The organism is Bacteroides sp. NSJ-39, from assembly GCF_014287315.1.
Taxonomy (GTDB): domain Bacteria; phylum Bacteroidota; class Bacteroidia; order Bacteroidales; family Bacteroidaceae; genus Bacteroides; species Bacteroides finegoldii.
The window spans coordinates 158,177-170,999 of record NZ_JACOOB010000009.1 but is presented as its reverse complement, the minus strand read 5'-3'; the positions used below and the strand labels follow the sequence as shown (position 1 = coordinate 170,999).

The following is a 12,823-nucleotide window of genomic DNA, read 5'->3' as shown; positions in this document are numbered from 1 at the left end:
GTATTAAAATGATATGGAAAAAGAATACGCTATAGGAATTGACCTTGGCGGAACTTCAGTGAAATACGCCCTTATTGATAATGAAGGCGTATTTCATTTTCAAGGGAAGTTGCCGTCGAAAGCCGATGTATCGGCAGAAGCGGTCATCGGACAGTTGGTTGCCGCCATCAATGAAGTGAAGGCTTTTGCAAAAGAACAGGATTATAAGATTAACGGTATAGGAATCGGAACACCGGGTATCGTAGATTGTACGAACCGGATCGTTCTGGGAGGTGCGGAGAACATCAAGGGATGGGAAAACCTATGTTTGGCAGACCGCATTGAAGCAGAAACCGGCATTCCGGTTTTATTGGGGAATGATGCTAACCTGATGGGACTAGGTGAAACTATGTACGGGGCAGGTAAAGGAGCGACTCATGTTGTTTTCTTAACGGTAGGAACCGGTATCGGCGGTGCAGTTGTTATCGACGGTAAATTATTCAACGGTTTTGCCAATCGGGGAACGGAATTAGGGCACGTACCCTTAATAGCCAATGGAGAGCCCTGCGCTTGTGGTTCTGTCGGCTGTCTGGAGCACTATGCTTCTACTTCCGCTCTCGTACGACGTTTCAGTAAACGAATAGCAGAAGCCGGTATCTCCTACCCGGGCGAAGAAATCAACGGTGAATTGATTGTGCGTCTTTACAAACAAGGCGATAAGATTGCTACCGAATCACTGGAAGAACATTGCGATTTTCTGGGACACGGTATTGCCGGATTCATCAATACGTTCAGCCCTCAGAAGATTGTGATCGGCGGAGGCCTTTCCGAAGCCGGTGATTTTTATATCCGGAAGGTAAGTGAAAAAGCACACCGTTATGCTATCTCCGACTGTGCCGTGAATACGGAAATCATGGCTGCCGCATTAGGCAATAAGGCAGGAAGTATCGGGGCCGCTTCCCTCTTCTTTAATGGAAAGTTAAAAGTTGAATAAACTCTCGACTTCCAATTGTCAACTTTCAACTTATTCAAAATTATGAAAAGAAATATAGGAATGCTGGCGCTGATAATGGCGTTTTGGTTCACAATCTCGTTTATCACTAATATTCTGGGACCACTTATTCCGGACATCATTCACAACTTCAATTTAAGTGACCTGGCAATGGCGGGTTTTATCCCGACCTCTTTCTTTCTGGCTTATGCCATCATGTCCATTCCCGCCGGGTTACTGATCGACCGTTTCGGTGAAAAGCCGGTATTGTTCGGCGGATTCCTAATGCCGTTTATCGGAACGATTCTGTTTGCTTGTATGCATACCTATCCGATGTTGCTGGCTTCTTCCTTCATCATCGGCTTGGGGATGGCTATGCTGCAAACGGTACTGAATCCGCTTCAACGTACTGTGGGAGGGGAAGAGAACTATGCGTTCGTTGCCGAACTGGCGCAATTTATGTTTGGAATCGCTTCTTTCCTGAGTCCTTTAGTGTATACTTATCTGATTCGTGAACTTGATCCGGCAACGTACACAGCCGGAAAAGGATTCTTCATTGATTTATTGGCAGACGTCACCCCGCGGGAAATGCCTTGGGTATCGCTTTATTGGATATTCGCCTTAATTCTGTTGGTCATGTTGATTGCCGTCAGTCTCTCCCGTTTCCCGAAAATTGAATTGAAAGAAGACGAGAAAAGCGGATCAAAGGATTCCTATCTGGCTTTATTCAAACAAAAGTATGTATGGCTGTTCTTTCTGGGAATCTTCTGTTATGTCAGCACAGAGCAGGGCACTTCTATCTTTATGAGTACATTCCTCGAACAGTATCATGGAGTCAACCCTCAAACAGATGGCGCGCAAGCCGTTAGTTATTTTTGGGGATTGATGACGACCGGTTGTCTGGTCGGAATGTTGCTGCTGAAGTTGATTGACAGCAAACGATTGTTACAGATTTCGGGAGTATTGACGATTGTGTTGTTGCTTTCCGCTTTATTCGGAAGCAAGGGAATTGCTTTGATTGCTTTCCCTGCCGTAGGATTCAGCATTTCAATGATGTACTCCATCGTGTTCTCTCTGGCCTTGAATTCCGCCTCACAACATCATGGCTCCTTTGCCGGTATTTTATGTTCCGCAATCGTAGGCGGAGCAGGCGGTCCGATGATTGTCAGCACGATAGCCGATGCTACGTCGCTGAGAACAGGTATGTTGTTTATCCTGGTCTTTGTAGGATACATCACGTTCATCGGCTTTTGGGCTCGCCCGTTGATTAACAATAAGACAGTGAAACTGAAAAAACTGTTAAAAAAGCATGATTATGAAACAACGAAGCTATATTCTCCTTTTGTTTTCCATCCTGTTATCCGCAAACGGATATGCCCAGAAAGGTATTATGCGCCTTAGCCAACAGACATTGATGCATGAGGTACGCGAAACTCCTTCGCCACTGGACGGACAGCATATTGCAGTTAATCCGCCACGCTTCATGTGGCCGGATAAGTATCCGCATCTCGGCGCCGTACTCGACGGTGTGGAAGAAGAGGATTTCAAACCGGAAGTAACTTATCGTATCCGCATCGCACGTGATCCGGAGTTTAAGTCGGAAGTTATCACCGCTGAAAGGAAATGGGCATTCTTCAATCCTTTCAAATTGTTCGGGAAAGGAAAATGGTATTGGCAGCACGCATACGTTGACAAAGACGGTAAGGAGGAATGGTCGCCTGTTTACCATTTCTATGTAGACGAGCAGACGCGTACTTTCAACCCGCCTTCACTACAAGAAGTATTGGCTAAATTTCCAAAGACTCATCCCCGCATTCTGCTCGATGCGAACGACTGGGATAACATCATCGAACGGAATAAGAACAACCCGGAAGCACAGGCGTATATCACAAAGGCCAATAAATGTTTGAATCACCCGCTGAAACATTTGGAAGAGGAAATTGATACGACACAGGTTGTGAAACTGACGAACATCGTGCAATACCGTTCTGCACTGATTCGGGAAAGCCGGAAGATTGTAGACCGTGAAGAAGCGAACATTGAAGCAATGGTACGCGCTTATCTGCTGACTAAAGATGAGGTGTATTATAAGGAAGGTATCAAACGCCTTTCTGAAATTCTCTCATGGAAAAACAGCAAGTATTTTGCAGGAGATTTCAACCGTTCCACGATTCTGTCGATGAGTACTTCGGCATACGATGCATGGTATAACCTGATGAAACCGGAAGAAAAAAAACTGCTCTTGAGAACGATCCGCGATAATGGCAAGAAGTTCTATCATGAGTATGTCAATCATCTGGAAAACCGTATTGCCGACAATCATGTCTGGCAAATGACTTTCCGTATTCTGAATATGGCGGCTTTCGCAACGTACGGCGAACTTCCGATGGCTTCCACCTGGGTGGATTATTGTTACAATGAATGGGTATCTCGTCTGCCGGGACTTAATACGGACGGGGGATGGCATAATGGCGATTCTTATTTCCATGTCAATCTCCGCACGTTAATCGAAGTGCCTGCTTTCTACTCTCGTATCAGTGGATTCGATTTCTTTGCCGACCCGTGGTATAACAACAATGCACTTTATGTCATCTATCAGCAACCGCCATTCTCCAAATCTGCCGGACAGGGGAATTCTCATGAGACAAAGATGAAGCCGAACGGCACGCGTGTGGGCTACGCAGATGCACTGGCACGTGAATGTAATAATCCGTGGGCGGCAGCTTATGCACGCACGATATTGGAAAAAGAACCGGACATCATGAAGAAAACATTCTTAGGTAAATCCGGCGACTTGACTTGGTACCGCTGTACTACTAAAAAATCATTACCGAAAGAGGAACGTTCATTGGCTGAGCTCCCTATGACAAAAGTATTCAACGAAACGGGAATAGCAACGATGCATACTTCACTGGGAGATATAGGTAAGAATGCCATGCTTTCATTCCGTTCGAGTCCTTACGGTTCCACTTCTCATGCACTGGCTAATCAGAATGCTTTCAACACGTTCTATGGTGGGAAGGCTATTTTCTACAGTAGCGGTCATCGTACCGGTTTTACGGATGATCATTGCATGTACGCCTACCGCAATACACGTGCGCACAATAGTATTCTGGTCAATGGCATGACGCAGAAGATAGGTACGGAAGGATACGGCTGGATTCCACGTTGGTATGAAGGGGAAAAGATTTCCTATATGGTGGGTGATGCGTCCAATGCGTACGGAAAAGTCACTGCTCCCATTTGGCTGAAACGCGGTGAGCTATCGGGTACTCAATATACTCCAGAAAAAGGATGGGATGAGAACAAACTGGATATGTTCCGCCGTCATATCATCCAATTAGGCAATAGTGGCGTATATGTGATTTATGACGAACTGGAGGGTAAAGAGGCTGTAACATGGAGTTATCTTTTGCATACGGTAGAACTTCCTATGGAAATGAAAGAACTTCCGAACGACGTGCAAGTTACGGGCAAGAATAAGGCAGGCGGAGTTTCTGTAGCTCACCTTTTCAGTTCGGCTAAGACAGAACAGGCTATTGCAGATACTTTCTTCTGTGCTCCGACAAACTGGAAAAATGTAACGAACGCGCAAGGGAAAGCTCTGAAATATCCTAATCACTGGCATTTCTCTTCTACAACCGTTCCATGCAAGGTTGCCCGTTTCTTAACGGTTATGGATACTCATGGAAATAATCGCCCGGATATGAAAGTAGTCCGTAACGGTAATACCGTTCAAGTCGGAGATTGGATTATCAACTGCAATCTGACCGAGAAAGGAAAAGCTGCTATCACTGTTACCAACAAATCTGAAAAGGTTTCTTTGAACTATGATGCAGGTAAAAAGGAAGGTGCAACAATCCTAACCGATCAGGTAAAAGGCAAACAGATCAGTAAAGTACTGACGGATTATTTGCCAGACTTTGAAATATAAAAAGAACTAATTAAAAGATACAAGAGGGTGTTCGAGGACACTCTCTGTATTCTCCACGATGACAACCCAATACAATTCACGAAAACCAACGAACTAACATATATGGATTTAAAATTTCAAAGCACTTCACCTTTTCGCCATAACGTCCTGTTCATCGTCGTTTGCGGGTGAAGGGTCTTCCCCTCATCAGTCTTTCACCTATCATAGAATCTCGGAAACGCTTACATAGAATCGCAGAGACGCTTACTTACATCTCATCCGAATAGCGTTCCGTATAAACAGGGCGCATACTCAGCCATGTTTTACTAATAGACAACTTCTTCTTCCCTATAGCCAAACTTCTCTTCATCAGTAACTAAATCTCGGTTTGACTAGTCGCAATCTATAAACGAAGCCTTTGATTATAAAAACGAAGGTTGCGTTTATATAAATGAAGCCTTTGTTTTTATAAACGCAATCTTCGTTTATAGTTTCATTGCCGCAAAACGGAAGTTTAGATATAATCATAAGGAAGTTAGGATATAAGAGAACACAAGTTTTACTACAATAAAAAGCATTCAAAGCTACGCACAACGGGAGCAGTTTCAAACTTTATTAAATATATTCCTATATTAAATATATTCATTACCTTTGCAATCATAGCCAACATAATCATCTCATACAATTATAGATATAACAATGAAAAAAATAGGAGCACATGTAAGTGCATCCGGCGGGGTAGAGCTTGCCCCTGTCAATGCACATGAAATAGGAGCAAACGCGTTTGCTTTGTTCACCAAGAATCAACGCCAATGGGTAAGCAAACCATTGACGGAAGAAAGTATCGCTCTCTTCAAAGAGAATTGTAATAAATATGGTTTCCAACCGGAATACATCTTGCCTCACGACAGCTATCTCATCAATTTGGGACATCCGGAAGAAGAAGGACTTGCCAAAAGCCGTGCCGCTTTTCTGGACGAGATGCAACGCTGCGAACAGCTTGGCCTGAAGTTATTGAATTTTCATCCTGGAAGTTCTCTCAATAAGATATCAATCGAAGAATGTTTATCCCTTATCGCAGAAAGTATCAATCTGGCATTAGAAAAGACAAAAGGCGTGACGGCCGTTATCGAAAATACAGCCGGACAAGGCAGTAACTTGGGAAGCGAATTCTGGCAACTAAAATATATCATTGACCGGGTGGACGACAAAAGCCGGGTAGGTATTTGTCTGGACACCTGCCATACTTATACGGCCGGTTACGATCTTGTCAACGAGTACGATAAGGTCTTTGATGAATTTGACAAGGAAGTAGGTTTCGGTTATCTCCGTGGAATGCACCTGAATGATTCCAAGAAAGCATTGGGCAGCCACGTAGACCGCCACGACAGTATAGGCGAAGGCCTGATAGGAAAGGCTTTCTTTGAAAGACTGATGAAAGATCCCAGATTCGATAATATCCCACTCATACTCGAAACTCCGGATGAAAGCAAATGGGCAGAAGAAATTTCATGGCTCAGAAGCATTGAATAATCCGGTCAATAAATATTTGCCATGCTGACCAAAGGTTCATATAGTTTCTCGATATCTTGTGAATCCATTTCTATCTGAACCTGGTCACCCGGCATTAACGTTTGTCCCTTAGGCTCAAAATCTTTCTTATCCCGATGGACATTAATGATAATGCAACGTTCCGGCAGACGAAGTTCATCTACAATTTTCCCGTCTAAATAAGAACCGCTCATCACCTCAACAGACAAAGTATAGCGTGTTTCCTCCTTAAATGCGGGCGAATGAATCATATCTTCATATAAAGTCACATTAAGGGGTTTTATCTGGAGCATTTCCGTGAAATAATAAGTCAATCCTCCTACAACAATCGATGGATAGAATACTTCCAGATGTCCTGTTATCTCCGTTATCAAGACGATAGCAGTCAAAGGAGTACGGACGACTGCCACCAGAAAAGCAGACATACAAATCAACATGATATAACTAATATTCTCATAGGCAATGACTCCCTGTTGAACCATAATCAAGGCTATAATTTGCCCAAGCAGTCCGCCTGTCACTAATGTAGGAATGAAACTTCCTCCCGGCAATCCCGAAGAAAAGGAAAAAATACTAAAGACCAAGTGTAATAACATCATACCTACAATCCAGAGAATATGCATATCCGGATGCATAGCCTGCGAAAGCAAGAACTGTTCCCCTCCCCCAGTCAGATTGACTTCAGCCATAGAAATCATGAAAGCAATGAAAAGCAGATACAGCATTTTCACGTATTCCGGGTGCTTAATGGCAGGATAAATACGTTTCACCTGAAGAGTAGTTATAGAGAACAGTTTTCCGAAAACAGAAATAACAGCAGCCAGCAAAAGAAACAGTTTCACTTGCGACCAAAACGTCATGCCCGGCACTATCGCATCTATCTGGAAATAAGGATTAATCGGAAAAATCCAACTGGCAACCCCACCGGCTACTACCCCCGCCAAAAGAGTTGTAATAGCGGTTTTCGGAGCGTCAAACCGCTCTATGGACTCAATAACCAACAGCGATGAAGCCAACGGCGCAGCGAAAGCAGCCGCCAACCCGGCACCCGCCCCCGCAGACAGCAATTGTTTCCGCTCACCGGCAAGCACTCTGCCCCATTTGGAAACCAAACAGCCTACATAGGAGCCGATCTGGACGGAAGGTCCTTCACGCCCTAAAGAAAGTCCCGTACTCAATGCAAGTATTCCACCCGCAAATTTAGAGACCAATTCAATCAGAGGATGTTTATATTCCACCCTCCCGTTAATGACACCTCGTGTCTGCGGAATACCTCCCCCTGTTATCAAAGGCATTTTCTTGACCAGCCAGGAAACAAATACCAGAATGCCCCACATCAATAGAAAAAGGGGGATATACCAATACCATTTGGGGTGAGAGTTGAAAAAGTCGTAACGCAGATTGAAGAAATATTGAAGCAAATAATGATAAGGGACAGCAATAAGCCCCGTCAGCAATCCAACAAAGATACTGACGAAGTAAAGCCGCGCATCAATCAATTTCAGTTTGAAAATTCGCCAACGGCCGTCATCTTTTATTTTTTCCATCAATCTAAACATACTACCACTCTTCACCGTTTTATACGCATGACATACAACAACCAAAACAGGGTAGTGGTTTCAGACAAATGAAGATTTAATTTCCAATTAGCGTCCCATCAGATTCAAGCGTAGAATAGCGTGTACCATAAAATAAGAACCCAACGTATTGTAATCCGTATCACGGATAGCGGTAGCGGTAATGGTACGTATCATTGAAACATCCTGACGGAGCATATCATATATCTTGAAACGGAGCAACAATTGTTTCCGCTTCAAGAAGGCTTTCGACAACTGACAATTCCACATCAGATTCTCTCGAGCATAACCTTCGTAGCCATAGCCGGAACGTTGGAAATAGGTAAGATCGGTATACAATTCCATTCCCCAAGGGAGATAATATTGTACTTCCGTCCCGAAACGATAATCATACGTTTCCGTACGCGTCTCTTTCACATTGTTATGCGAATTATTATAAAGCAACTCGGCACGTGCGCTGATCTCCATCTGCTTTGTCCGATACGTTAATTGCAGACGTTGACGGGCGGTAAGATGTTTCACAGTACTTTTCACGGGAGCTTCTTTATTGATAGTGGTATACCCGTTCTGATTCCGGTATTGCAGATACGAGTAGGTGCGGAATATCCAGCTTCGGTTTCTAAAAGGAGTGTTGAGGGAGAAAGAGCCCAAAGCCCGCCAATTCCCGTTCAGATTGAGTGGAGTCGTAGTCCGTACCCCCGTTTCGCTATCATACGTCACTTGATTGGTTACGCTATTAATCGTGTTTTCAACCAAAGCGGTGGCAACCATATTCCGTTGACGTTTCATATTGTAGGAATTGAAATTCAACGTAAATGTATTTATATAAGAAGGTTTCAAAGAAGGATTACCCACCCGGATGTTCAAAGGATTGGTACGATCTGTCACAGGCTGCAGATCACGTATATTGGGTTGGCGACTCTTTCCCCGATATACTATTTGCAAACGGGTGCGCTTGGAGAACTTATAACGGAAATTGACGGTAGGAGAGAAATTAAAAACAGATCTTTCCAATTGATTTTCCGGATCATCTTTCAATACGGAATGGCTCACAGACTTCTGAGGTTCAAAGTCGGCACCTATATTATAGTTATATTTCTTTCGGGAAGTGCGAACCGCAACATTAAACAAGTGATTGCTATACTGATTTTCGAAACAGTTGCTTGCCTCTTCATCATAATCGGGAGTAAATTCGTCCAGATCCTTATCCCAATTGTAAACGAAATGATCGGAATTATTCGCCCGATACTGATAACTGTAACGGAACTGAAGAAAATGCAACCAAGGTAACGGCTCTACATAGACTAGTTGCACCCGATAATTATAGCCGTCTATTTCGTCTTCTATCTTTTGATTCTGAACTTTTTCCGTATTGTTCTTAAAATAATGCGTGGTAGAAAGATTCTTTCTGTCCGTTGAAGAGGCATTACTTCCATAATCCACTTTCAAGGCTATATTTCTCCCCATCCGACTCAGTTTACGGCTGAGTTGCATCATCATCGTTACATTGTACGAAGAATTATGATTGGTTCCGGATGACTCTTTCTCATTAAGCAAAACATCATTCCCCCACCCTTGCTGGAAACTACCGTTACGTCTGTCATTCGCGGCAGTACGGTATTGGGGCCGAAAGATTAAGGTTGTAACAGAATCCATCTTCCATTCCAAAAACGCATTTGCGATCAGATTGTTATTTTTCAGGCGGTTGCGCCCCGTACTTTGCGTTATCGACTTATCTTGACGGAGAAAGTTATCGACTGTCGTACGGCTATCTTCCAGCCTGTCCGTACCTACATACTGAATATTCGAACGAAATTTAACGCGTTGCCAATCGTATGTAGCGTTAATACCTAAAGAACGGGAAGTAGTCAGTCCTTTTTGTGTACGCAGGTTACCGCTGGAGACTGCTGATTCTTTTTGCATCTCAGAGAATCCCTGATTATTCGTATTATTCAGGTTTCCGATAATAGTCAATTGGGAGTTGTCTCGAAAACGGTTCAATGTATTGGCCAGTTCATAACGGTCTTTGCTTCCATATCCACCCATAAAATTCTCCATCCAGCCGAGTTTCATATTCTTTTTCACAGACAGATCGAGAATCATTTCTTCCTCTCCGTCATCAATCCCCGTAAGACGTGCCAAATCAGACTTACGTTCATACGCTTTCAGCTTTTCCACCATTTCCACCGGGAGGTTCTTTAATGCCGCTTTCGGATCGTCGGAAAAGAACTCCTTTCCATCTACCAGAATCTTCTTCACTTCTTTTCCATGAATCAACAATTTTCCGTCCGCATCTATCTCTCCACCGGGAAGTTGCTTCACTAAATCTTCCAACATCGAACCTTCGGGAGTACGAAAAGCAGACGCATTAAAGACGGTTGTATCTTCTTCGGTTACCGCCATAGGCGCTTGTCCTACCACAACGGTTTCATCCAAAGCAATTACTTCCGGAGCTAAAGGTATATCGCCCAGATTATTTTTATGACCGCCCGCTACAGGCGATACTTCCCGATAAACCGCAGTGTATCCGATAAAAGAGACATGAAGCAACAAAGACTTATTTTTGGGAGCGGCAACGGTCAATCGGAATCTACCTTCCGCATCGGTTGCCCCTCCTACCAACAGGGAGCTATCCGATAAAGCCAAAAGCCGGACCGTAGCAAACGGTACCGGCTGATAGGTTTCCGAATCAACGACACGTCCGGAGAAACGCTTTCCACCGGACTGCGCATAAGCAGCCAAACTGATAATCAGCAAGAAGACATAACAACTAATCAAACGCCGCTGAAAAAAACAAATATGGCTGCCTATATTCAATTTTGTGCCGATTTAGTAAAATAAAACTCTAATAATGAACCTAATCTTTATTTTTCACCTTGACGCGGAGCACGAGGCTTCTGTCCCTCATGGTGTCCTTGTCCCGGTTTACGTCCTTTTTTTCTACGGTCAAATTCTTTTTTGAATTTATTCGCATTGCTTTTCTCCTGTTGATAGATCTTCATAATCTGCTTCTGAGAAAGTATCTTGCTGAACTCGTTATAATACTTTTCACGAATATCCAACATTTTGCGACTCTGAGCAAATTGGTTCTTCAACATCGCCGCTATCTCCGCATCAGTCATAGACGGCCGTTGACCTTCTCTTTTAGCATTTGCTTCCGCACCTTGTGCTTTTTCCGCTCTGGGCTTACGGTTCATCATGCGACATTCACGCAATTCGTTCAGATATTTCTCGTAGACAGGAGTAAACTTAGCTGCTGTTGCATCATCCAACATCAACGTTTTAACCATCTGATTGGTCTGCATCTGCACCATTTGTTCCTGCGTAGGACGCTGTTTCTTTTCTCTGTTATCATTGTTTTGAGCAGAAAGGCTCATCTGACTCCCCAACAGGAGAGCACCCAAAAGTACATAAATAAATTTCATCTTCATAATCTTTACGTTTTAAACAATTGATTGAGTTACTTAATTTAAAAATATATCGTTTTCAGAGAAGCTGACGAGCTCTTCCAACTCCTCATCCGACAATTCTTTAATCCACTTATCTACCGCGTCCGTGCCATTACTTCTATCGACAGCCAATATCGAAGAAGGCGACTTAACGTCATTTATCTGACGCAAGGACGGAACGAATAAGAATCCGGCTAATATTGCCGCCATCGTAACAACTGCAGAAACAATCAGTTTCAAATGTGACTTCCGCCGTTGCTTTACTCCCGCACGCTCCATCACTCTCCGTTGCATATCTTCGAAAAAGCCATCAGGAGTACGGTAAGGGGTACGTTTTCCAATATCGTCAAAATCAAAATCCTTTTTCATTCTTCTATCTGTTTAATATGTATTCCTTTATTTTCTCTTTAGCATAATGGTAGTTTACTTTAAGTGTTTCCACTTTACTATCCAAGATTCGTGCTATTTCTTCGTATTCGAGTTCATCGTAATAACGCAAGTTGAACACAAGACGTTGTTTCTCCGGTAAACTCAAAATAGCTTCCTGAAATTTTACAGCCAACTCATTCTCGTAATCAATGTAATCAGAAGCTTGCAGCTTGTTTATTAATTCCTCTTGAATCTCTTCGGAGGCAACGTTTCTTTCTTCTTTACGGTCATTCAGCAAACGCAGACTTTCATTTGTCGCGATCTGATAAATCCACGTACTCAAAGAACTTTCACTACGGAACTGGTCTAAGTGCCGGAACACGCGGATAAACACTTCTTGAAGTACGTCCTCTGCATCTTCATGGGATACAACCAGTCTACGAATATAATTGTATATCGGTTCCTGAAAAACGTCCATCAACATCTTGAATCCCCGTCCGCGATTCGAGGCACAAGTTTCTCTGATTTTATTCTCATTTATCATCGATTCTTTTTCTGAACTTTGTCTATTAGAACGCATAAAAGTGTGGAAGTTAAATACAGAATCCTGCTTTTTGCTTTTATTAACGAGTGAAGGATATGAAAGAGAATAATAATATGATAAAAAAACGTCTCCATAAGCTCTACCAAGAGCATGAAGACGTTTCGGATATCCGGATAGATTGTTAATCTGTAAATTAAAGAAAAGACTGTTACCAGAATTTATTGTGTTCTGCACTATATTCAAAACCTGCGGCTTTTAATTGACCTACCAGCTCTTCCTTATCTACATCCATATCTTCACAAAGTTCATCAAGCGAAGAATAGCAATCCCGCAATTTCATATTGATAACGCTAAACAGCATCATCGGATCTTTAGGTAACTCCATAATATACAATCTTTTTAAACCGGACGCAAAGTTACAGTAATCTCATTGAACGGCAAAACAAATGG

Annotated in this window: 9 protein-coding genes and 1 pseudogene; 4 read left to right on the top strand and 6 right to left on the bottom strand. The window is 43.1% G+C overall.

Annotation, left to right across the window (positions count from 1 at the left end):
- Positions 1–13: 13 nt before the first annotated feature.
- The 4 genes and pseudogenes from H8S63_RS12410 to nfo all read left to right on the top strand — a co-directional run bounded on the left by H8S63_RS12410 (position 14) and on the right by nfo (position 6,416).
- A complete protein-coding gene (locus H8S63_RS12410) occupies positions 14–973 on the top strand; it encodes an ROK family protein (protein WP_055278185.1) in 960 nt (319 codons plus the stop codon).
- A 42-nt stretch (positions 974–1,015) separates the two neighbouring features.
- Positions 1,016–2,278 (top strand): annotated as a pseudogene (locus H8S63_RS12405) (sugar MFS transporter); the annotation flags it as partial.
- 7 nt (positions 2,279–2,285) lie between these two features.
- Positions 2,286–4,904, top strand: coding sequence for a DUF4962 domain-containing protein (locus H8S63_RS12400; protein ID WP_186926944.1), 2,619 nt, complete (start codon positions 2,286–2,288; stop codon positions 4,902–4,904).
- 678 nt (positions 4,905–5,582) lie between these two features.
- A complete protein-coding gene (gene nfo / locus H8S63_RS12395) occupies positions 5,583–6,416 on the top strand; it encodes a deoxyribonuclease IV (protein ID WP_022275190.1) in 834 nt (277 codons plus the stop codon).
- 5 nt (positions 6,417–6,421) lie between these two features.
- Here the strand turns inward: nfo and H8S63_RS12390 are convergent, their stop codons facing one another.
- The 6 genes from H8S63_RS12390 to H8S63_RS12365 form a co-directional block, all read right to left on the bottom strand.
- Positions 6,422–7,993 carry a ClC family H(+)/Cl(-) exchange transporter gene (locus H8S63_RS12390; RefSeq protein ID WP_186926943.1) on the bottom strand — a complete coding sequence of 524 codons (1,572 nt, stop codon included), beginning with the start codon at positions 7,991–7,993 and terminating at the stop codon, positions 6,422–6,424.
- Positions 7,994–8,080: 87 nt separating this feature from the next.
- Positions 8,081–10,828 carry a TonB-dependent receptor gene (locus tag H8S63_RS12385; RefSeq protein ID WP_186926942.1) on the bottom strand — a complete coding sequence of 916 codons (2,748 nt, stop codon included), beginning with the start codon at positions 10,826–10,828 and terminating at the stop codon, positions 8,081–8,083.
- 47 nt (positions 10,829–10,875) lie between these two features.
- Entirely contained in the window at positions 10,876–11,442 is a 567-nt protein-coding gene (locus tag H8S63_RS12380) for a hypothetical protein (RefSeq protein ID WP_007756023.1), read from the bottom strand.
- A gap of 33 nt (positions 11,443–11,475) precedes the next feature.
- Positions 11,476–11,829, bottom strand: coding sequence for a hypothetical protein (locus H8S63_RS12375; RefSeq protein ID WP_007758808.1), 354 nt, complete (start codon positions 11,827–11,829; stop codon positions 11,476–11,478).
- Positions 11,830–11,833: 4 nt separating this feature from the next.
- The gene (locus H8S63_RS12370; RefSeq protein WP_032839826.1) at positions 11,834–12,373 is read right to left on the bottom strand and encodes an RNA polymerase sigma factor; all 540 of its coding nucleotides are present in this window, start codon (positions 12,371–12,373) and stop codon (positions 11,834–11,836) included.
- Between the two features lie 208 nt (positions 12,374–12,581).
- Positions 12,582–12,758: a DUF4250 domain-containing protein gene (locus H8S63_RS12365; protein ID WP_007756029.1), complete on the bottom strand. Its 177-nt coding sequence runs from the start codon at positions 12,756–12,758 to the stop codon at positions 12,582–12,584.
- Between the last annotated feature and the right edge of the window lie 65 nt (positions 12,759–12,823).

What these genes read in the sequence shown, in the direction of transcription:
- H8S63_RS12410 (WP_055278185.1), top strand. Translation starts at nt 14, where the DNA reads ATGGAAAAAGAATACGCTATAGGAATTGACCTTGGCGGAACTTCAGTG.
- H8S63_RS12400 (WP_186926944.1), top strand. Translation starts at nt 2,286, where the DNA reads ATGAAACAACGAAGCTATATTCTCCTTTTGTTTTCCATCCTGTTATCC.
- nfo (WP_022275190.1), top strand. Translation starts at nt 5,583, where the DNA reads ATGAAAAAAATAGGAGCACATGTAAGTGCATCCGGCGGGGTAGAGCTT.
- H8S63_RS12390 (WP_186926943.1), bottom strand. Translation starts at nt 7,993, where the DNA reads ATGTTTAGATTGATGGAAAAAATAAAAGATGACGGCCGTTGGCGAATT.
- H8S63_RS12380 (WP_007756023.1), bottom strand. Translation starts at nt 11,442, where the DNA reads ATGAAGATGAAATTTATTTATGTACTTTTGGGTGCTCTCCTGTTGGGG.
- H8S63_RS12375 (WP_007758808.1), bottom strand. Translation starts at nt 11,829, where the DNA reads ATGAAAAAGGATTTTGATTTTGACGATATTGGAAAACGTACCCCTTAC.
- H8S63_RS12370 (WP_032839826.1), bottom strand. Translation starts at nt 12,373, where the DNA reads ATGATAAATGAGAATAAAATCAGAGAAACTTGTGCCTCGAATCGCGGA.
- H8S63_RS12365 (WP_007756029.1), bottom strand. Translation starts at nt 12,758, where the DNA reads ATGGAGTTACCTAAAGATCCGATGATGCTGTTTAGCGTTATCAATATG.